Source organism: Nostoc sp. (assembly GCF_036919895.1).
Taxonomy (GTDB): Bacteria; Cyanobacteriota; Cyanobacteriia; order Cyanobacteriales; family Nostocaceae; genus Nostoc.
Map to the genome: position 1 here is coordinate 25221 of NZ_JBALBW010000085.1, position 20478 is coordinate 45698.

Consider the following 20478-nt stretch of genomic DNA (forward strand, 5'->3'; position numbering starts at 1 on the left):
AATTTCTACTCAGTTTCTCCTAGAGAGTTTAGTATAAAGCGGGCAATTCTCTTAGATGCGCCGGGTGGGCCAAATCGCTCAGGGCCATTTTCTTTACACTTAGCGAGGTAGTCTGAGTCTTCTAAAGTTTCAACTACTCGTTTAGCTGCTTGCTTGAGAATCTCAGGGGTTGCTGGCTTAGTGCCGATGGTTTGGGCAGAAATTCCCAATAGCCGCGTTTGCGCTTCTGCAAATTGATAGGTAAATTGAGGGCCTTCTCCGGGAATCTGAACGATCGGTTTGCCGATCGCTACAGCTTGCTCCACTGCCAATCCTGCCATACCAATCACGAGAGTAGAGTAACATAGGATGTCACTGAAGGCATCTGAATAACATCTCACTTCCACAATCGGTGATTCGTCAGGAGAATTTCCTGGAGGAGAATAAGTGAGTATGCCTTGAGTCACCTGCCAACCTTGACTTTTAGCAATGTCGTCTAGTTGCTCCATCAAACTCGGTATCAAGGCTGCACGAAATTGTAATCCTGAGTCAGGCATCACCTTGGCGATTTCTACCACTAGTTGCAACTGCAAACAAAAATTTCGCGCGGCTTCAGGCATCCGTGATCCTGGCAGGAGAGCGATCGCTCTCTCGTCCGGTTTCAGGTGCAAGTCTTTGCCAGTAGGAACGAGCCAATCTAAAGCCGGAATGCCAGCTAACTGAGCTTTAGTTAAACCTTGCCGTTGGAGGTCATAAACCGTATGGGAATCCTTGGTGAAAACTGCCAGACATCCGGAAGAATTAAGGTTGTGCCACAGAAGCGGATTGAGTCGTAACCGCCCTTCGTAGAGGGCAGAAAGACAAGAGATAAAGGAGATGAAGGGGCGCTTTGTTAAGTAAGCGAATGTCTGGGAGACAAAATCCCCAGTAGCCATAATCAAATCGCAGTTGGGAGCATACTGCAACACCGCTTGTAACTGTCGCCACGTTAACCCAATTAATCCTGATTGAAAATCTTTGAGCAAATAGAGGCGCTTCATGTAAAAGAATCCTCCAGAGGGCATCGTTTTTGTTGGGCCAATAATGGGAACGTCCAAGCTGCGGTAAGCTTTTCCTTCCCCCACAATCGGCATTGCTGCCATCTCAATATCTGGACATAATTGGCGCAGGGTTTGAATCACATGAGAGGTGTGGTTGTCCTCTCCGTGGCCGTTACTGATAAACAAGATTCGCTTAGAAGGCATCTTGGGATTTGGATAGGTCTAAAATGCTTACCTGGTGAGATTTTAAACCTACATTGGGTGACTAGGCCAAGAGAGCCAAAAAATTTATTTGTATCGCTAAATAAATAAAGCAATCACACTTTGCCTGCCAAATTCATCAACTGTTTGAAGTTCACAAGATAATTGATGCTGTTGGCGCTATCAATCTTAATCCACCCTTTTTCATGGAGCTTTTCCATGATTTTGGTAGTTTCATCAACACCAATTTCTGTCACCTCTGCTAAATCTTTAAAGGGAACATTAAAAATTTCTCTTCCTAAGTCTGATTCCTGACCATAGTTTTCACCTAAAGTCACTAGGGTATGGGCGAGTTTGACTGCCGGTGGTGAAGACCGCATTTGTAAGCGCTGGTTAATTTGCCGCAATCGCCGCACCATCAGTTGCAACATCCGGTGATGTAGCTGCGGGTCTTTAAATAATATTTGAATAAAACGCTCTCTAGAGATACTAAGCAAGTTTACGGGTGAAAGAGCAATGACATCGGTTGAGCGTGGAGATTCATCCAAAATTGCCATTTCTCCAAAAAAATCGCCACGACCAAAAATTGCCAGAGCTACTGAATCTTCCCCGACGGTACGCCGGACTTTGACCCAACCAGAAACCACGAAATAAACGGCATTACCCCAGGCATCTTCCATCACAACGGCTCGCCCTGATGGGTATTCATGTTCAATTGCAACGTTGAGCAGCCATTCCAAGGTTTGTGGGTTGGCTGTACTCATCAAGGGGAAAAGTTCACTAAAAACCTCAGTTAGCATGAAATATCTGCAAGAAATGGATTCAAGAGCGTGAAACTAACTTCGCTATCATAAGTTCATTTAAACCGTAATTTTACTTAGAGTTGGATCGCAAAATCTGTATTTATTTGATCTGAAACTCTAAGGTTGATCGGTCTAGAATTCTATTACAACATAACAATTATGTATGCGATCGAAATCAGAGGTTTCACTTACAGACTTATGATTTGCTGTTTGTTGGTGGATTGCTATCTAGTACCAAGATTTTGATCTGTTGGTCTAAATTTTTCACTAATTGAGTCAGGGCAATTAAAGCCTCTGATTGCTGAGAATCAGGGCTGGGATTCAGTAAAAGCCGTTCTTGTAGTTCATGTAACTTGAAACTTAGCTGCTGAGAAATTCCTAAAGCGTCGCGGCTCAGGCGCGTCAATTGTTGTTGTTGATAAAATTTTAGTGCTGCTCCCCGCAGAACTTGGAGTGTTGCCTCTTCACCGTAGATTCCTGGCATGATTCGCAAGCGTAATAATAAACGGTTTTTTTGATATACGTATTCCTTTTCTACCTGTTTTGGTTCTGCAACTGTGGTAAGAGGTAGGGAAGCAAACCGCTTTAATTCATTCAGTACTCCTTGGAAAACAGAGAGTGGCAGTTTGTCTAAAACAGATTGCAAAATCCCATTATCACTCCACAGTATCCTGCCTTCGTAAGCTTGTCTTTCTAAATACAGCCTACCAATTCCCCCACTGAGAATTCGCCCTAGTAATTCTTTTAGTAATTTTTTTGGTGGGAGTGTTGACAGCAACTCAATCGGACTAAGTAATTCGGGAACTTGTGTAAGCAAAATTGGTAAATTGTTTGGTGGTGCTGCCACGGATGTCTTGCCCTCTAGACTCCTCGTAGTTTGAGACGCTTGATGTAGCTCTGGGATAGGAGGCAAGTCTACACGCTGCCCAGAATGTTGGCGCTTTTGTGTCTCAAACACCATCAATGTTGGTTGCTGATTTGATTCTAAGTCGGCATTTATGGAGGGAATAGGTTTGTCAGCAATGCTAGCTGCGTTATTTTGTTGGGAAGAGTCCTCTTTTGGTTGATCCACTTGTTGGGCATTTAGCTGGGATGTATTCTTATGGTTGAGGTAGGCTGATAATATTCTGCGGTGTGCATCGGCTGCGATCGCTTCAATCACCATTGTGCAATTGATATAAGACAAAATGCGACCAGCATAATCTAGTGCCTCGCTATCTTGTGGATGAACCATACCTAGCAAGAGGTTTTTATCTTCTAATCCAAAGGGCAAAATCTGGTGGTAAAGGCAAGCTTCAAAGGATAAAAGATTATCAATAAGTTGGAAGATTCGATCGCGTTCCTCCCCTTCTTCCCAACTAGTTTGAGCGACAGTTAGCATTTGCTGTCCATTTGCTGCGGTATTATTTAGTTCGCCCTCTGAAGACAACATAGGTTTGATTGCGTTGTATTTATTTATATTTTGCCTCTAATTTAGTAGGTAGTTAATAAAGATACTTTGTCGGATTGTTAAAATTTCAATTATATATACTTAATTAGACGTAAGTAGAAGATGAATTTTAGATTATAGATTGGGGATAATACTGAGGATTGGGGATTAGGGGCGATGGGGATTGGGCATAATAATATTTCTTCTTCCCTTGCTCCCCCTGCTCTTCCACTAGCCACTCCCTATTTACCTTGTCTCCCACCACCTGAATTGCCTACTCCTGGGTTCTTAAAGCTTGGGCAGCAAGATAAATTTTTGTCCATTCGCCTAAAACTTGATGGGTTTTGAGTTTCAACTGTTGGGCTGTTGTTTCTATTGAGTTACCTGTTTTCCGCAAATCTAGGATCTGCCGCCCCAGAGGAGTCAATTTTTCATCAAGTTGCTGCCATTGGTTTTGTGTTAACCCCAAGTTATGTTCTTCCAAGGAAATTGAAAGCCAACTTTCTACTAGCTCTGGTTTCCCTTTGAGAGCAAAAACACGCACGGCGTGGTAACTAATTTTTTCTCGCAGACGGTAGACTTCTTTAGTCTGCTTATTCAGTTTTTGGGCAATATCTTCCTGCGATTTGCCTTGCAAATACAGACGTAGCCACTCCACTGCGTCTGTACCCAGATTTTCTTGTAAATAATTTTCAAATTCTTTTTGCACTGACTGACGTAGCGCTTGTTGTTCCTCTAGGAGTTGTGCTTCTTGATATTCTGCGATCGCCTGACTATCGACTAAGTTAACTCGATTGTCACTGTCGTCGGTGAGGACTTCTTCTGAGACGAGTCTAATCAAGTCACGGCCTGGTACTTGGGTTAAGCCACCGCGCTGAGTGCGACGCAAGTAATTTACAAACCGATAAGCTAATAGGGGTTGATTGCGTACTGGCCGCAGACAATATTCCTCTATGCTGGCAAATAGCAGAGCATCTCTCAATCGTCTATCGGTTGTATATTTGGTCAGATCAGCCATTTGTTGTTGCATATAGGCATCAGTTTGCAGCAACTCTTGGAGTACTTCTTGCAATACATCCATGACACTGCGCTGGCGATCGCGGCTGAGGGAAACCCAAGTCTGAATTTTATTCCGTAATGTCACTAAACTTCCCAGTCGCGTTATCAAGTTGCGATAAGCACGTTCTCGCCCAAACCCCAAATAGCGTTGACGTAAAATCCTCCAGCGATATTCCATCGCTTGTTTGGCGATATCAAGTTCTTTAGGGTTCAATAGGTCAAACCGTTTTGAGTCCGATCCCAAAAGCCAGAGAATAATACTTTGTCTAGCAGCTTCATTTTGGTCTGGACATTCCGCAGCCAAGCGCTTTCGCCAATCTAGAGCCAGTTTTTCCACATCCGTTGTCATAGCGAGATTGCGCTCCTCGAAACTCAATTTTGAAGTTTGCATCACAACCCCCATTTGTCCCACCTAATTGTTTAACTGGCAGCTGTCCCTAATTTCATGAGTTCCATGAAAATATCTCAGTGATTCCACTTTTATTACGTCTTAATTCAGCAAAATTATGCAGAAATTTCTGCATTAGTATTTTGCTTTCAATTACCAAATGTCCCAATCCCTTGCATATCAAGCATTTTGGCCGATTGTGTAAATTCTAACTTTTTGTAAAGTTATGTTTTTTAACTGAGAACAAAAATCTGCCTAGAGTCCTGAGTATAAGGTCTTGCATACAGATGGGTTGGGGAAATCTGACATTTTGTAACCGAGCCGAGGAACGAATCTAATTTAACTCAATAATCAGACGTTATTTCACCCATATAAGTTTCAACGCTCTACAATCTCTTACGGAGTAAAATACTTAGTTAAATCTCAATGAATGCGCTTGGTATTAATGATATTTTAATCTGGAAGATCCCCCAACCTTTCTTAACAACCTTTCTTAAAATAGGCTTAATTCCCTCATTTTTTAAGAAGGGTTAGGGGGGATCAAGCCCTAGCTGAATTGTATTAAGTTAAATTTCGTACTATAAGAATCCGATTTGATTTATGAAAGAATCTAAGAGAGTTAGCGTAGCGTAAAGCCTTCTCTTCTCCCTTGGCGTTAGCCTCTCTCAAAGGGCTACGGTGTTCACACAAGTCTTCTAGAATTGCCTCATAGGCTTTTGATCCCCCCAACTCCCCTTAAAAGGCAGGGCTGATTCATTCCCTAAAGAGCGCTAAATATCAATGGTTATAGCGATTTAAAATTGATTATTTTGTTACCAGCGTGCCAAGAAAATGAACAATTTTACTGTTGTTCAAGTGCTTAAAAGTTCATCTTCTCGTCACCCTCACTTACAATTTTCTCACTAACCATCTTGACAAATCCTGTTTGAAATGGGATGAATCAGCCCTGGGGAGAAGGGGAGACGCTACGCGAACGAGAGGTTTGTCTGGGTCACGCTGCGCGAACGAGCGGCTTGATTCTGACCGGAGGCGGAGCGTTTAGCCCATTCTGACTCCTAAATTCTTCTTCAAGTGTTTAAGAGGATGTTTGGTAAGTCGTTAATAAAACCTTAATCTCTAAACTAGCTTCACCTACAACTGTATTTCTAACATTGGCAAGCTATTCTTCAAACCCTGACATTGCCAATAATGAATAGTAAATAGTCAATATTGATTTTGACTGTTGCTTTCCCTCTGCTTCAAAATTCAACTTATGCAAATATAAAAACAGAAAGAATGCAACCTTCAAAAGCTTTAATGGTCAGAAGCCTTACAAGAGACTTCTCAATAAATTCATTTGTGGGGATTCTTTGTTTTGAGTTTCCCGCAGAGGGTTGAATCTATCGACTATTCGACGCTCTAACAATGGGGTTTTCTAGAGATTCTCGATACTGTTGGACTTGTTCTGTGTAACCAATAGGCAGAACAGCTTCGACGTTTTCATGGGGACGAGCAATAATTACCCAGGATTCGAGGGTACCGCCATATACATTTTCTGCGGCTTCAATACCAGCAGCCATAGCGGCTTTTACCTCAGAAACATCGCCACGAATATTAACTGTAAAACGGGCGCTACCCACCCTGATATATCCAACGAGGGTGACTCGACCAGCTTTTACCATAGCATCTGCTGCTGCTAGCACCGCAGGGAAACCTTTCGTTTCAAGTGCTCCAACTGCCTGTAATGACATTATTAATCTCCTGTATGAATAAACGCTGATGGGGTCTACAAGTTAATTGTACGAAGCTTCGCTACAGATTTTGATAGCAAAATTGCTTAGAACATGCGGAAAGGTTCTGATTCTTCAGTGAAATGGATTGGTAATATGGTTTCAACATTTTCCGGGGGATTAGGAACGATGTAGTAGGTAATTACTGCACCAACCTTGACTTTCTCTCCAGCTGCGATTCCGGCTTCAACAGCTCTATTTACTTCAGAAACGTGTCCCCGAACGGCAACTAACAAACGAGCGCTTTCAGCTTGGCCATAGTACACAATTGTGACTGCGGCAGCTTTGACCATTGCATCTGCTGCTGCTAAGACACTAGGAAAACCTAAAGTTTCAATTACGCCAACCGCCATTGGCATGGCATTAGCTCCTGGATTAAGGGATAGGCGATATCAATTGTACGTGGCTTTAGTCCCAATTTTGACATTTTGCAAAACTTTCTTTGGTGGAGTGGGTAGAGACGCGATTAATCGCGTCTCTACAGGAGTTAGAATGTTTTGATTAGCCGCTAGACTATATTTTATGTATTACAAATAATACTTGAGCATATTAGTTTGTGTAATTTTGTTAAACAACAAAATTAGCGATCGCTGGAAGCAAGTTAGTCCGATAAGCTGAAATTTATGTTTCCGAATTTTCTTCCTAAAATAGTTGAGCAACTGACAGAATCTACCTCAATCGCACTGGCTCAGAGTATTCAAACTGCTGCGATCGCTACTCCTTTAATTAATCAACCAGTTACCACAACTTATGTCAAGCAAGGGAGTGGTGGAACTCCTATTTTATTAATTCACGGCTTTGACAGTTCTGTATTAGAGTTTCGGAGGCTTTTGCCACTACTTTCTGGAGGTAATGAAACTTGGGCGATGGATTTGTTGGGTTTTGGTTTTACAGATAGACTCTCAGGAATTGCTTATAGCCCAACTGCCATTAAAACCCATCTTTATTATTTCTGGAAAAGCCTGATTAACCAACCTGTAATTTTGGTAGGTGCTTCAATGGGAGGTGCGACAGCGATTGATTTTACGCTGACTTACCCGGAGGTAGTAAAAAAACTGGTGTTAATTGACAGTGCAGGGTTAGCGGGTGGTTCACCGTTAAGTAAAGTAATGTTTCCACCGTTGGATTATTTAGCAACTCAATTTTTGAGTAGTTTGAAGGTGCGCGATCGCATTTCCCGTATTGGATATAAAAATCAAAATCTTGCTTCTGTCGATGCTCTATGTTGTGCTGCATTACATCTACAAATGCCCAGTTGGAATCAAGCTTTGATTGCTTTTACTAAAAGTGGTGGTTACAGTGCTTTTAGATTAAATATTTTATCACAGATTGTACAACCAACCCTAATTTTGTGGGGTGATTCCGATAAGATTTTGGGTACTAAGGATGCCACAAAATTTAACAGTTCAATTCTACACAGTAATCTCATCTGGATTCAAGATTGCGGTCATCTCCCACACTTGGAACAACCACAAATCACCGCGCAACATATTTTAAACTTTTGTAGTGAATTACATTCAGTAACTAGGCATAAATAAATTAAAGTTTGTAGTAAGGACTTTAGTCCTAATAATCCTTGTTTGTAGCGATGAATCAATCGCTACGTACGATCGTACATAAACTGTTGTTTCTGCCGTTTCCAGACTTAACAGGGAAAGTTTAATTCAAAAATGGCACTACGGGAACGACAGATGAATCAAGTAGTGCCATAGATTATCTGACTGATTAACTAAATCTAGTCAAGTAACCACATCTCATTAGAACTATCGGGATACTCATTTGGTTGATTTTGTGGTTGATTTTGAGCTAATGTTTCCGATGAACGATGTGATTTTTTGTAGTTAAGTGGATTGTAATGGTCTTTGACTGGTTTGATAGCAGTACTTTCTTTGACAACAAGTTTTTTAGAATTATCTTCTGCTGTTTGTTTTAAAGCATTAATTTCTTCTATAAGCTGGGAATTTGCTTCTGCTAGTTGCAGTGCTGTTTTTTTGGTTTCCTCAAGTTCTTTTGTTACCTGTTGTGCTAACAACTTGTGTTCCGATGCTAATGTTTGTTGTTTAGATAATTTTGATTGCAAATCAGCAATTTCTTGCCCCAGAGATGCTTCCTTTTTATGGCTTTTTTCGAGATTAATTGTCAATTCTTTGACAGTTGCTTCTAAATCAGCTTTAGTGGGACTTGTGCGCTTAGTAGAAGTTGGATCGAGTGTCTGTGCTGAGGATTCCTCATCAGATGAAGCCTCTTCTTCGGCAATTGCTTCTGCTGTGACTTCGATCGCAGATTCACCTTCTGGGGGTGTAAATTTTTGTGCCTCTTCTTGTAGTAAATCAGAGAGACTTTGTTTCCTAGCCATTATTATTTTCTCCAATCACGCTGTAATTCATCAGCTGCACGACGGTAGTCTAACTCCGCCTCTCGTGCATTACTTCCTCGCCATTGAGCGATCGCTACACCCTCAAGCGCCGCTCGTTCATGAGCCTTATAAGCACGGATAAAGGTATTAAAAGCAGGAATACCTAATCTAGTAAGAGTGTTTTTTGCTTCTAGCGCTTCCCCAATACTGCGCGTATCGACTTTAGTAAGCAGTACCCGATGCGGTGTTCCCACAGGGATGACGGCTTCCTTGACTGTTTCCACGAGGATAGCTAAATCCATTGCGGATGGGGGTGTAGGCAAAACTAGATAATCTGCGATCGCAACTACCGCCACTAATGCTTCAGAGCGCAGCGCGGGAGGCGTATCCACCACTACTAAATCGTAACCTGTTATCTTTCCTAAATCACTTAAAAGCTTGGGATCTGTTTCTTGAGATAAATCAAATCCCATTCCCTGCTGACTGCGCCCAAACCACCAACTGGCAGAACCTTGAATATCTGCATCAATCAGCAACACCTTTTTTTTCTTCGCAAAGTTTGCAGCCAGATTGACTGCGGTAGTCGTTTTGCCGACTCCTCCTTTACCGTTGAGAATAGCGATGATTTTTGGCACTGCTTGCTTCCGATGCTGCCTCTTGAGTGCTGAGTTAGGAGTACTGAGTTAAGAATAGAGACGCGATGAATCGAGTCTGTAGAAGAGTTATATATTATCCTCTTTGTCTTCTTTTCAGTTCTTAGTCTCCAGTCTCTAGTCCCCAATCATGAATATACCGCTTTCTGTAACCCTAAATAACATGAAAAGTCGTAACAATAAAATTCAGAAGCCATCAAATCTACAAACTCCGATGACAGCAACTTACAATCTACCTGATGGGCCTCAAATGCCGCGCTGGCTACGGATGGTCAAGTTTATTAGTCAGCCAGTAAAATACATGGATGATTTTGCCACAACCTATGGTGATACTTTCGCAATCAAGAGTAGTCGCGGGGACAACCATATTGTCTATTTTAGTCAACCCCAAGCGCTTGAGCAGATTTTTACTGCTGATTCCAGCCATTTTGAGGTTGGAAGGGGGAACATAGGATTAAGATTTTTGCTTGGCGATCGCTCCTTTATGTTAGCGGATGGCGATCGCCACAAACGCCAACGGCAACTCTTAGCCCCTCCCTTTCATGGCGAAAGGATGCGGGCTTACGGCGAGGATATCTGTAAAATAACCCGACAGGTGAGTAGTGAATGGCAAATTGACAAGCCTTTCAAGATTCGTGAGTCGATGCAAGAAATTACTTTGCGTGTTATCCTACGGGTTGTATTTGGTTTGGATGAAGGAAAGCTCTTTGAAGAACTGAGGCGATCGCTAAGTGACTTACTAGACTTCATGACTTCGCCCATGATGTCTAGCACCTTGTTTTTCAGATTCATGCAAAAAGACTTCGGTGCGTGGAGTCCTTGGGGTTGGATTTTGCAACAACGGCAAAAAATTGATCGACTGATTTATGCTTTACTTCGAGAACGTCGGGCCCAAGCAGATCAAAATCGCCAAGATATCCTAAGTTTGATGATGGCGGCTCGTTACGACGATGGTCAAGGAATGTCAGATGAAGAATTACACGACGAGTTAATGACACTGCTAGTTGCGGGACATGAAACTACCGCTTCTGCATTAACATGGGCTTTTTACTGGATTGATCGTTTACCAGAGGTGCGTGAGAAGTTGCTAGAAGAACTCAACACCCTTGGAGTTAACCCCGATTTGAGTAATGTGGCTAAATTGCCCTATTTAACATCAGTTTGCCAAGAAACATTGCGAATTTACCCAATTGCCATGAATGCTTTCTGGCGGGTTGTGAAAATCCCAATTACAATTATGGGCTACGAACTACGAGAGGGAACGGCAATAGTCCCCAGTATTTATTTAGCGCATCATCGGGAAGAAGTCTACCCACAATCCAAGCAGTTCAAACCAGAACGCTTTTTAGAAAGACAATATTCCCCTTACGAATATTTACCCTTTGGTGGCGGTAATCGTCGCTGTATCGGGATGGCCTTTGCCCAATATGAAATGAAAATTGTCTTAGCAACTGTTCTATCTGACTTTCAGGTATCGCTAGTGAATAAACGTCCTGTGCGTCCTGTGCGCCGGGGGTTAACTTTAGCCGCACCAGCCGGAATGCGGATGGTTGCTACACCTCAAGTCAAGCGTGCAAATACGCCAGCCCTAGTTTAGGCAAGTAGGGTGGGAATTTTAATCCCCACCCTACTATCGTGTAATAATTACGAGATATCCTGATTTTCTTGGTTGTTAGCGAGTTGTTCATAATGTTCTTTGTCACGGTATTTAATTGTTCTCATCGGTTGATTTCCCACAATTGCTAAAGGTTCAACATTAGCAGTTACAACCGTACCAGCCGCCACAATTGCACCATCTCCAATGGAAACTCCCGGAACAATTAGGACATTTCCGCCAATCCAAACATTGCGACCGATAAGAACAGGTTTATGAATGTAGACATTATGCTCATAAGGCAAATCATTACTTTGGTAGTCGTGATTTGCAGAGAGAATAACAACATTAAATCCAAGCGTGGTGTTGTCGCCAATTGTGATGCCGCCACGTCCATCTAATAAGACATCCGAGCCGATATAGACTTTATTACCCAAAGAGATATTTTGCGGATGGTCAATTCTAATTTCTCGCTTAAATCGTAGACCAGAACCACAAAATTTTAATTGACTCTTCAGTTCTTGATGCTTGTAGCGCCTAATTTTGGTTTCTAGGTATTCTCCCCACCGTACCAGACGAGGTACTAACCATTGTTCCAATAGTCGCTCTAATTTATTTGTAATTTTATTTTTGATCTCTTTCATAAAATCTCATGGAAGTCTAGGAACTCTCTGGCTTTCAAGCAAGGATGAAAAACGATGCGGGTAGTTTAGCACCCTTCACATTTATTAGGTTTCCCTGATTGGAGTATTTTCTCCCGTGTGAATACCGTTTTTCTAAAAGTAGGATGAGGGATGCTAGCTTTGTGAAGATAAACTGTAGACTTGACAAAAAGCAAACTGATGTAGCAAGATCCATTTAAGTCCCTTTCGTCCCACATCTCGAAGTGGGTAGGAGGCCATGCATGATTGGCAGTATTTCTTTAACCACGATCGCAGCAATTTAAATGAATGCACTTACCGCATCTTTGAGCCGGAGTGGAAAGCAGAGATTCTCCACTGGTTCAGCCAGGAAGATGTAGATAAGCAGCAGAAAGAAGATTTTATCCAAGCTTTAATAGATTTTGATGACGGTTGCGGCGATTTTTATCGGTATCGCGCCTATTTTTTGGCGGCTGAAGCTTTATCCCAGTTCCCAGAATGTAGCTTGGGTGATGCGATCGCTTCTCAAGTGCTGAAATGGAGTTATGCTTACTTTCGGCAAGATAAAAGCGATTGGCAGATACTACCAAAACCATTGGTGAAGACAGCGAGAAAAACGCTGGAATTAACCGATAGGAAACGGGTTATCGCCGCTTTTGTCCATTTGGTTCATACTACTGAAAGTCTCACAGTTCTTAGACTTGCAGCCGAGAAGTTAGGAAAACTCGATCCGGGTAATAAAAGTGCGATCGCAGCCTTGACACTGATAACACCAGTTGTTGAAAATAAACAAACATTCTGCCAGACAAGTCAAAATCCTTGGGAAATACCAGTTGGTGATGAAACTGCGATCGCTGCTTTCATCCACGACATTAAGAGGATTCCAGATCAGGATATTTCCTGGTGTGGAATCGCAGCATTGGGTGAAATTGCAGTAGGTAATCAAACCGCGATTGCAGTTTTAGTTCAGCTTATGGAGACGACACTAAATAAGGGTAATTGTTGCGAAGCGATCAAAACTTTGGGAAAAATTGCTGTGGGTGATCAAACTGCGATCGCATCCCTGATAAAATTCTTAGAGATAAACCAGGGTGATAGAATCTGCTTTGATACAGCTAAGGCATTATGGCAAATCGATCCAGGTAATGCAGTCGCACTCAAGACTCTAGTTTATATTCTCGAAACTTCTGCAAGTGCATCTCTTATAAATTGCGCCGTAACCTATTTACTTAAAATCGATCCAGAAAATAAAACTGGAATTGCTAGAGGAAATACGATTGCTATTACCACCTTATCCCAGATACTTGAAACTACTCAGCATCAAGCCTCTGAAGATGAATGGGAACGTTTATATGCAGCCGAAGCTTTAGTAAAAATTGATCCTGGTAATTCAAAAGCGATCGCTACTTTATCTCAAATACGTGAAAGTAATCAAAATACATTGATGCGTTTGCAAGCATCTGAAAGTCTAGTAAATGCTGTTCAAAATCTAGAACAACTTGATTTAGGCAACAAACTAGTTAAAGAAAAGCTAAAACAAGCTGTCTTTGTTCTTGTTCAGGACATTCAGATTTTTCAGGAATATGATGACTACAAAAATGAATTCAGCATTAAACCCACACATCAACTATCTTATGAATTTTGTCTCTTGGATATAGCTGATAATTTAACGAAAATCCTTCAAAGCGAACATTTACCACAAGTAGTCATAACTCTAAAAGACTATCTAAGTAAACAGTTATACAATAACAATTCATATCGCTATGAAGCTGTGTTTAATATTATCTGGCATTGTGCTGAGAATATGAATTACCCAGATTTCTCCAAAGCTTGGCACAATTAATTGACTGAAGAATAAGCGCAGAGTTCTTATCAAAAATTGTAGAGACGCGAATTGTAAAAGCGTCTCTACAATGTTTATTTGTCTACTAATCAAAATCCCTGTGCGAATGGCAGACGAGCTAGGGTTCTGAGAAGGTCGCCAGCTAAGTTGAGTGCTAAGAAAGCTAAAATCGGAGAAAAATCCATACCGCCCAATGGGGGAATAATTGAGCGGAATAAATTCAGATAAGGGTCGCTTATCTGGGCTAAAGCGGCAAATGGCTGTTTATACCAGTCAATTGTCGGGAACCAAGTCAACAAAACTCGGATAATTAGCAAATAGCTATAAAAGGTTACAAAGGTAACTAGTGTTGTAATCAGTAAACTCATGGATGGCTTTGTTTCCTACTAAGTGTCAAACGCGGTCTTATCTTTACTAATTTTAATTTAGTCCAAGGTCAAAAGTGTTTGGAGATTTGGCACTTACCACACCAGACATTTTCACCACGCCTGAACAAACTTCAGGAGTCTTTAGTCAGGGAGCGGTCATTGCTGGCTTGGGGTGAACTGCTATTCACATTACCCAGTTGCTTCCGCACATCATCAATTGTGGCATTTAGCTGGGCAATTTTATCTTCTAGCGATCGCCTGGCCGTTTCTATACCAGCGCTCTCACTTTCTGAAGCTTTCATCTGACGACGCTTTGCCGCTATTTTCTTCGCTTCGACTTGGCTATCTGTCAGTTGTGTTTCATCCTCTGGTAGCAATTGCGGATCGCGTCGAGAAGCAATCAGCGCCCCGATCACACCGCCAAATACGCCACCAACAAACGCCCCTGCTAAAAAACCACTGCCAAAACCATCTCGCTGACTCATATCTTTACCGCCTTCAACAAACCTTGCAACTTTTACAGTCGTTATGCTATATTCTCCTGCCCTAGCTGCATACTAGCTTAAGTCCCAAATGTGCGATCGCCTGCATCTCCTAATCCCGGTACAATATACCCCTTATTGTTAAGTTTTTCGTCAATAGTAGCGGTGTAAACTATTAAACCTGGATAAGCTTCACTCAGTTTTTGTAAAGCTGGTGGAGCCGCCACTACGCAAACAATCCGAGTTAGGGAAGGATCGACACCCCGTTGTGTCAATTCTGCCATTGTAGCCATAATCGACCCCCCGGTTGCCAACATTGGATCGGTAATTAGCACTCGTGTTTGAGGGTCAAATTTTTCTGGTAACTTGTTCAGATAACAATGAGGTTGCAGTGTTTCTTCATCTCGTGCCAAGCCAAGATGGTAAATCGATGCCAAAGGTAATAAAGTCTGCGCTCCCTCCAGTAATCCTAGTCCAGCCCGCAGAATCGGTACTACTGCTACTGGTATCTGCGGATCGATCACCGTTGCTGGACAGGTATCCAAAGGAGTCTGCACAGCTATTTCTTGGGTTGGCAACCAGTCTCGCGCCGCTTCATAAGTCAGCCATCTTCCTAACTCAGTCATGGCGCTGCGAAATAATACTGAAGGCGTGCCTACATCACGGGCGACTGCCAGCCAGTGTTTGATCAGGGGATGGGGTGGAACATAAACGCGCAATTGTAGCGTCATAGCCAGAAATAGGCGACTTTTTATTGTACAAGAACTGAAACACCATAATACTCCTTCCTGCATCCGGCTGACAGCTAAAATTAATCCTCCCAATTTTATTGATAAAGTTTTTCATTAATAGTTGACATCTATTCTCAATCAAGGGTATATTGTTTTCTAGTGTTCTCCTCTCTTTTAAGGATCGGCAGACGGGATTAGCCAGCAGTAGCAGGTTCGTCCCTCTTTTTTTTTGATTGGGCATTGGTAAACCATTCATGAAGTCTAGACTAAGGACAAATGATAAAAGACAAAAATGCAAGATCAAGATATAGATGCGATCGTAATTGGGTCTGGTATTGGTGGGTTAGTAACTGCGACCCAGCTAGCGGCGAAGGGAGCGAAAGTGCTGGTACTGGAACGTTATTTGATTCCAGGTGGAAGCGCTGGTTATTTTGAGCGCCAAGGCTATCGATTTGATGTTGGTGCATCAATGATTTTTGGATTGGGGCAAAACGGTACTACTAACTTACTCACCCGCGCTTTGTCAGCTGTGAATGTCAGTCAAGAAGCGATCGCAGATCCGGTACAAATTCACTATCATTTACCCCAAGGCTTAGACCTGAAGGTTGACCGGGTTTATGAAAAATTTTTGCAAAATCTTATTGCTCATTTTCGCCATGAAGAACAGGGAATTCGTCGCTTTTATGACGAATGCCAAAAAGTATTCAAGTGCCTTAACAGCATGGATTTGCTGTCGTTGGAAGAACCTCGGTATTTACTGCGGGTATTTTTCCAGCATCCTTTGGCGTGTCTCGGTTTAGTTAAGTATCTGCCCCAAAATGCCGGGGATTTTGCCAGACGCTACATCAAAGACCCACAATTATTGAAATTTATCGATATGGAATGTTATTGCTGGTCGGTGGTTCCAGCAGACATGACACCAATGATCAATGCTGGGATGGTCTTTTCTGACAGGCATTATGGCGGAGTTAACTATCCCAAAGGTGGGGTGGGACAAATTGCTCAAAAACTGGTGGAAGGTCTAGAAAAGGCTGGGGGTAAAATTCAGTACCAAGCTAGAGTCACGAAAATTCTTACAGAAAAAGGAAAAGCGGTAGGTGTGCAACTGGCAAATGGTAAAGTATATCGGGGTAAACGCATAGTTTCTAATGCCACACGCTGGGATACTTTTGAGCAATTACTACCAGCAGAAGCAATGCCACATAATGAGAAAAATTGGCAACAGAATTATCAAAAATCTCCCAGCTTTTTGAGTTTGCATATCGGGGTAAAAGAGTCAGTTTTACCTGCGGGGACAGAGTGCCATCATATTTTGCTGGAAGATTGGGAAAAAATGACAGCAGTGGAAGGGACAATTTTTGTTTCGATTCCCACATTGCTCGATCCAGATTTAGCACCAGATGGATATCACATTATTCATGCTTTCACACCTCACTGGATTGATGATTGGCAAGAACTTTCTCCGAGTGAGTACGAAGCGAAGAAAGAAGAGGCGGCTGGGCGAATTCTTGATCGCCTAGAGAAGATTTTTCCCGGTTTAGACGCAGGATTAGATTATTTGGAGGTAGGTACACCCCGCACTCATCGCCGCTTTTTGGGTCGTCAGGATGGCACTTATGGGCCAATTCCTCGGCGCAAATTGCGGGGATTATTGAAGATGCCCTTTAATCGCACAGCCATTCCAGGACTTTATTGTGTCGGGGATAGTACCTTCCCAGGTCAAGGGTTGAATGCAGTAGCTTTTTCTGGGTTTGCTTGCGCTCACCGGATTGCTGTAGATTTAGGATTTTAGTGTGTATTCTGTCGCCAATCAGGGACTTGCAAATAAAAAATATCCCAAAACTGACGCAAAAATCCTTTCTATTTCTCCTCTCTCTGTGTTCTCTGCGCCTCTGTGGTAGCCTACGGCAAGTCGCTTTGCGTCTACGTTTATTTGGTTGGATAATTTATTTCTTGGAAATCCCCAAAGTGAATCAATTAACGTATGAAGATATTTCCAACTGTCGCCGTGATTGGTTTTGGAAGTTAGCACACAACTCGATCGATTGTACAACCGCTAATAGTGAAACTGATGCTACAGACTACCATACAAAATTTCCATAAATTTTATTTATTAATATTGTAAACTTTCATAAGTGTACTTAGTTTCTACCACATACTATGAAACTTTATTTACCATCATTCGGCTAATCCAGTGTGGAAATAATTCAAAATATAGCTGGGTGTAAATTCACTCCTTTCCCCGAATTACTTGGAGTTTACCGAAAAAACACTTAGTTTGACTAAGTGTTTCATAATACTCTATATTAAGAAGTACTAGTAAAATTAAACACTTGTAACCGATGTTTTTTCATATAAGTCAATAATTTACGAAGTTTTTGATATGTGTGCTTTAATGGTGGACGGCTTTTGTTCGTTCATGAATCTTCATCACACACAACGCTCACTCATGCTCCTCACACACAAAGAAAATATTTTAAAACTTAGCTGGCTTTTACCCAGCTTCTTCAGCTTGTTCCTGTTTGGCTCCAGTGTCAAAGCTGCTGCGATCGCTAATTGGCATTTTGATAGCAATCGCAATCATCTGGATTTCACCACAGATGAGAATGTTCAACCCAAGGTACAATTACTTACCAATCCTACCCGTCTGGTAATTGATTTACCTGGAGTTAAACTAGGATATCCACAGACTAGTCAAAGAGTGGGGTTAGTAATTAAAGACATTAGCATCCGGCAGTTTAACGCAGATACTACCCGTATGGTAGTTACCTTAGCACCCAATTACACCTTCGATCTAGCACAGGTGAAACTGCAAGAGGAATCTACCAATCATTGGTCAGTGCAGTTACCCAAGCCGATACAATTGACTGCAACCCAGCCAAACATTTTAGAAATAACACCGACTCAACCGAGTATTTCTCCAGCAGTGAGTGATAATAGCACTCTGTTTGCTGGCGTGGTTCCCATGCATTCACCGATGAAAGCGTTGGAACCGCAGATTAAAGCCTTGATGAATCGCTACAACTTCCTGAAAACAGGAATGTTTTTTTTGGATTTGGATACTGGGGATTATCTGGATGTTGGAGGCGATCGCGTTTTCCCGGCTGCTAGTACAATCAAACTGCCAATTCTCATCGCTTTTTTCCAAGATTTAGATGCTGGTAAAGTCACCCTTCAAGAAAACCTGACTATGCGGGGTGACTTAGTAACCAATGGTTCTGGAGTTATGCAATATGAGCGAGTTGGCAAGAAGTACACAGCTTTGGAAACCATCACTAAGATGATTACCATCAGCGATAATACCGCCACCAACATGATTATCGATCGCTTAGGTGGAGCCGCAAAACTAAATCAGCGCTTCCGTAACTGGGGACTGAAAGACACCGTAATTCGGCATCTTTTAGCTGACTTGAGAGGAACCAACACCACAAGTTCTCAAGATATGGCGCGGGTGCTAGCTTTAGTTGTGAATAACAAGTTAGTCTCTCCACAGAGTCGGGAGCAAGCTTTAGATATTCTGCGTCACACCACAATTCACACACTGCTACCCGCAGGTTTGGGAAAAGGTGCAGTCATCGCCAATAAAACCGGAGATATCGGTTTTCTCATTGGCGATGCGGGATTTGTGACTATGCCAAATGGCAAGCGTTACCTGGCGGCTATCTTCGTCACCCGTCCCTATAAGGACACTAGGGGAAGAGACTTTATCCGTCAAGTTTCCCAGCTTGTTTACAATTACCTGAACCAAGTGAACCCGGTTGCTGCGGTTGATTCGCCTAATAGTGCTACGAGATAGTCTACACAAACAAAACCCACCTCCGTGGGTTAAAAAACCTTAATTTTCCCTTAGTCCGCGGAGGCGGACTTTGCCTGTATAGCCGCGAATTCCATTCGCCCAATGCACAGATGTGCGCCTCTACGGTAACTAGATAATTTTAATTTTACTTGCGGCTCTAGTAGCTTTTTCCCTAGCCTCTTGGACATTCACACCCTTCGCCAAAGCTACGCCCATTCGCCGATATGGATGAGCATTAGGTTTACCAAATAATCTAATATCTACATCTTTTTCTGACAAAGCATCAGCTACGCCTATAAAACCAATAGAATCAGATTTTTCCGAGGCTAAAATTACCGCACTAGCTGAGGCTCCTAGCTGTTCTATATGAGGAATTGGCAAGCCTAAAATTGCTCTGAGATGTAGTTCAAATTCATTAAGATTTTGTGAGATTAATGTCACCATTCCCGTATCGTGAGGTCTGGGAGAAAGTTCGGAAAAAATCACTTCATCTTTGGTAATGAAAAACTCAACACCAAAAATTCCGGCTCCTCCTAAAGCATCAGTGACTTTTATAGCTATTTCTCTAGCTCTTAATATTTTATCTTCAGAAATTAATGCGGGTTGCCACGATTCTTGATAATCTCCTCTTTCTTGGCGATGACCAATAGGAGGACAGAAAATTGTTGGTGCATTCCACTGCTTAATTGTCAATAAAGTTATTTCGATTTCAAAGTTAATAAATTCTTCTACAATGACTTTTTGACTGTCTCCCCTAGAATTAGCGATCGCATAATTCCAAGCTTTCTCAACTTCACTCTTATCCTGGACTACAGACTGACCTTTCCCAGAGGATGACATCACAGGTTTAACAACATTAGGAAAGCCAATTTTATCTGAAGCTGCAATCAATTCTTCTAGAGTTGTTGCATAACCATAAGTAGCCGTTCTGATGCCCAATTGTTGATGCGCCAGTTCCCGAATTCTGTCGCGGTTCATTGTATAGTTAGTAGCAGCCGCAGTCGGTATAACTGTAATCCCTCGCTGTTCAAATTCGATCAGTTTTTCTGTTCTGATTGCTTCAATTTCTGGTATAATAATATTTGGCTGATGTTTTGTCACTACAGCTTCTAAATCATCAGCACTGAGCATAGAAATAACTTCATAAGCATCAGCAACCTGCATCGCTGGAGCATTGGCGTAGCGGTCAACGGCAATCACATAATTACCAAGGCGTTGAGCCGCGATCGCAAATTCCTTACCTAGTTCTCCTGAACCTAGTAACATCAATTTTTTGGGCAATTTAATATTCATTAATTTATCCAGGTTAATTTCAATCTAATAATCTTATAATTTTTTGTGTTTTA

General features: G+C 42.1%; 19 protein-coding genes. 6 read left to right on the forward strand and 13 right to left on the reverse strand.

The genetic code is table 11. The annotated features are described in order from the left end of the window. Positions 1–5: 5 nt before the first annotated feature. The 6 genes from V7K55_RS17025 to V7K55_RS17050 all read right to left on the reverse strand — a co-directional run bounded on the left by V7K55_RS17025 (position 6) and on the right by V7K55_RS17050 (position 7027). On the reverse strand, positions 6–1223 hold the full coding sequence (locus tag V7K55_RS17025; RefSeq protein WP_334833286.1) for a lipid-A-disaccharide synthase-related protein: 1218 nt from the start codon (positions 1221–1223) through the stop codon (positions 6–8). Between the two features lie 113 nt (positions 1224–1336). After that, positions 1337–2020, reverse strand: a complete 684-nt coding sequence (locus V7K55_RS17030; RefSeq protein ID WP_334833288.1) for a Crp/Fnr family transcriptional regulator — start codon at positions 2018–2020, stop codon at positions 1337–1339. A gap of 199 nt (positions 2021–2219) precedes the next feature. After that, the gene (locus V7K55_RS17035; protein WP_334833290.1) at positions 2220–3455 is read right to left on the reverse strand and encodes a pilus assembly protein PilB; all 1236 of its coding nucleotides are present in this window, start codon (positions 3453–3455) and stop codon (positions 2220–2222) included. Positions 3456–3726: 271 nt separating this feature from the next. Next, a complete protein-coding gene (locus V7K55_RS17040; RefSeq protein ID WP_334833293.1) occupies positions 3727–4914 on the reverse strand; it encodes a HetZ-related protein 2 in 1188 nt (395 codons plus the stop codon). 1364 nt (positions 4915–6278) lie between these two features. After that, positions 6279–6629 carry a carbon dioxide-concentrating mechanism protein CcmK gene (locus tag V7K55_RS17045; RefSeq protein ID WP_334833295.1) on the reverse strand — a complete coding sequence of 117 codons (351 nt, stop codon included), beginning with the start codon at positions 6627–6629 and terminating at the stop codon, positions 6279–6281. Positions 6630–6715: 86 nt separating this feature from the next. Continuing rightward, the gene (locus tag V7K55_RS17050) at positions 6716–7027 is read right to left on the reverse strand and encodes a BMC domain-containing protein (RefSeq protein WP_334833297.1); all 312 of its coding nucleotides are present in this window, start codon (positions 7025–7027) and stop codon (positions 6716–6718) included. Between the two features lie 264 nt (positions 7028–7291). On the opposite strand from V7K55_RS17050, the gene V7K55_RS17055 reads away from it, so the two are divergent. Then, complete coding sequence (locus tag V7K55_RS17055) at positions 7292–8206, forward strand: alpha/beta fold hydrolase (RefSeq protein WP_334833299.1); 915 nt, start codon at positions 7292–7294, stop codon at positions 8204–8206. Positions 8207–8403: 197 nt separating this feature from the next. Here V7K55_RS17055 and V7K55_RS17060 read toward each other — a convergent pair whose 3' ends face one another. Next, complete coding sequence (locus V7K55_RS17060; RefSeq protein WP_334833301.1) at positions 8404–9024, reverse strand: hypothetical protein; 621 nt, start codon at positions 9022–9024, stop codon at positions 8404–8406. A gap of 2 nt (positions 9025–9026) precedes the next feature. Next, the gene (locus V7K55_RS17065; protein ID WP_012409272.1) at positions 9027–9659 is read right to left on the reverse strand and encodes a ParA family protein; all 633 of its coding nucleotides are present in this window, start codon (positions 9657–9659) and stop codon (positions 9027–9029) included. A 232-nt stretch (positions 9660–9891) separates the two neighbouring features. Here V7K55_RS17065 and V7K55_RS17070 point away from each other — a divergent pair, with 232 nt between their 5' ends. After that, entirely contained in the window at positions 9892–11274 is a 1383-nt protein-coding gene (locus V7K55_RS17070) for a cytochrome P450 (protein WP_334833560.1), read from the forward strand. 47 nt (positions 11275–11321) lie between these two features. On the opposite strand, the gene V7K55_RS17075 is transcribed toward V7K55_RS17070, so the two are convergent. After that, positions 11322–11915 (reverse strand): acyltransferase, encoded by a 594-nt coding sequence (locus V7K55_RS17075; RefSeq protein WP_334833305.1) that lies wholly within the window; start codon positions 11913–11915, stop codon positions 11322–11324. Between the two features lie 256 nt (positions 11916–12171). On the opposite strand from V7K55_RS17075, the gene V7K55_RS17080 reads away from it, so the two are divergent. Continuing rightward, complete coding sequence (locus tag V7K55_RS17080) at positions 12172–13755, forward strand: HEAT repeat domain-containing protein (RefSeq protein WP_334833307.1); 1584 nt, start codon at positions 12172–12174, stop codon at positions 13753–13755. A gap of 89 nt (positions 13756–13844) precedes the next feature. Here the strand turns inward: V7K55_RS17080 and V7K55_RS17085 are convergent, their stop codons facing one another. From V7K55_RS17085 to upp, 3 genes are all read right to left on the reverse strand, one after another. Continuing rightward, entirely contained in the window at positions 13845–14123 is a 279-nt protein-coding gene (locus V7K55_RS17085) for a YggT family protein (protein ID WP_334833309.1), read from the reverse strand. A 131-nt stretch (positions 14124–14254) separates the two neighbouring features. After that, on the reverse strand, positions 14255–14608 hold the full coding sequence (locus V7K55_RS17090; protein WP_334833311.1) for a hypothetical protein: 354 nt from the start codon (positions 14606–14608) through the stop codon (positions 14255–14257). A gap of 77 nt (positions 14609–14685) precedes the next feature. Further along, the gene (gene upp, locus V7K55_RS17095; RefSeq protein ID WP_334833314.1) at positions 14686–15336 is read right to left on the reverse strand and encodes a uracil phosphoribosyltransferase; all 651 of its coding nucleotides are present in this window, start codon (positions 15334–15336) and stop codon (positions 14686–14688) included. Positions 15337–15628: 292 nt separating this feature from the next. Here upp and crtH point away from each other — a divergent pair, with 292 nt between their 5' ends. The 3 genes from crtH to V7K55_RS17110 all read left to right on the forward strand — a co-directional run bounded on the left by crtH (position 15629) and on the right by V7K55_RS17110 (position 19132). After that, complete coding sequence (crtH, locus tag V7K55_RS17100; protein WP_334833317.1) at positions 15629–17128, forward strand: carotenoid isomerase; 1500 nt, start codon at positions 15629–15631, stop codon at positions 17126–17128. Between the two features lie 176 nt (positions 17129–17304). Beyond that, entirely contained in the window at positions 17305–17439 is a 135-nt protein-coding gene (locus V7K55_RS17105; RefSeq protein ID WP_334833319.1) for a hypothetical protein, read from the forward strand. Between the two features lie 346 nt (positions 17440–17785). After that, on the forward strand, positions 17786–19132 hold the full coding sequence (locus tag V7K55_RS17110; RefSeq protein ID WP_334833321.1) for a serine hydrolase: 1347 nt from the start codon (positions 17786–17788) through the stop codon (positions 19130–19132). Between the two features lie 129 nt (positions 19133–19261). Here the strand turns inward: V7K55_RS17110 and purT are convergent, their stop codons facing one another. Continuing rightward, positions 19262–20425, reverse strand: a complete 1164-nt coding sequence (gene purT / locus V7K55_RS17115; RefSeq protein ID WP_334833323.1) for a formate-dependent phosphoribosylglycinamide formyltransferase — start codon at positions 20423–20425, stop codon at positions 19262–19264. Positions 20426–20478: the final 53 nt, after the last annotated feature.

Bases quoted from the DNA above. Each gene is read 5' to 3' on its own strand.
- V7K55_RS17075 (WP_334833305.1), bottom strand. From the start codon at position 11,915: ATGAAAGAGATCAAAAATAAAATTACAAATAAATTAGAGCGACTATTG.
- V7K55_RS17060 (WP_334833301.1), bottom strand. From the start codon at position 9,024: ATGGCTAGGAAACAAAGTCTCTCTGATTTACTACAAGAAGAGGCACAA.
- V7K55_RS17050 (WP_334833297.1), bottom strand. From the start codon at position 7,027: ATGCCAATGGCGGTTGGCGTAATTGAAACTTTAGGTTTTCCTAGTGTC.
- upp (WP_334833314.1), bottom strand. From the start codon at position 15,336: ATGACGCTACAATTGCGCGTTTATGTTCCACCCCATCCCCTGATCAAA.
- V7K55_RS17045 (WP_334833295.1), bottom strand. From the start codon at position 6,629: ATGTCATTACAGGCAGTTGGAGCACTTGAAACGAAAGGTTTCCCTGCG.
- V7K55_RS17035 (WP_334833290.1), bottom strand. From the start codon at position 3,455: ATGTTGTCTTCAGAGGGCGAACTAAATAATACCGCAGCAAATGGACAG.
- V7K55_RS17040 (WP_334833293.1), bottom strand. From the start codon at position 4,914: ATGGGGGTTGTGATGCAAACTTCAAAATTGAGTTTCGAGGAGCGCAAT.
- purT (WP_334833323.1), bottom strand. From the start codon at position 20,425: ATGAATATTAAATTGCCCAAAAAATTGATGTTACTAGGTTCAGGAGAA.
- V7K55_RS17110 (WP_334833321.1), top strand. From the start codon at position 17,786: ATGCTCCTCACACACAAAGAAAATATTTTAAAACTTAGCTGGCTTTTA.
- V7K55_RS17080 (WP_334833307.1), top strand. From the start codon at position 12,172: ATGCATGATTGGCAGTATTTCTTTAACCACGATCGCAGCAATTTAAAT.
- V7K55_RS17030 (WP_334833288.1), bottom strand. From the start codon at position 2,020: ATGCTAACTGAGGTTTTTAGTGAACTTTTCCCCTTGATGAGTACAGCC.
- V7K55_RS17085 (WP_334833309.1), bottom strand. From the start codon at position 14,123: ATGAGTTTACTGATTACAACACTAGTTACCTTTGTAACCTTTTATAGC.
- V7K55_RS17090 (WP_334833311.1), bottom strand. From the start codon at position 14,608: ATGAGTCAGCGAGATGGTTTTGGCAGTGGTTTTTTAGCAGGGGCGTTT.
- V7K55_RS17025 (WP_334833286.1), bottom strand. From the start codon at position 1,223: ATGCCTTCTAAGCGAATCTTGTTTATCAGTAACGGCCACGGAGAGGAC.
- V7K55_RS17070 (WP_334833560.1), top strand. From the start codon at position 9,892: ATGACAGCAACTTACAATCTACCTGATGGGCCTCAAATGCCGCGCTGG.
- V7K55_RS17055 (WP_334833299.1), top strand. From the start codon at position 7,292: ATGTTTCCGAATTTTCTTCCTAAAATAGTTGAGCAACTGACAGAATCT.
- crtH (WP_334833317.1), top strand. From the start codon at position 15,629: ATGCAAGATCAAGATATAGATGCGATCGTAATTGGGTCTGGTATTGGT.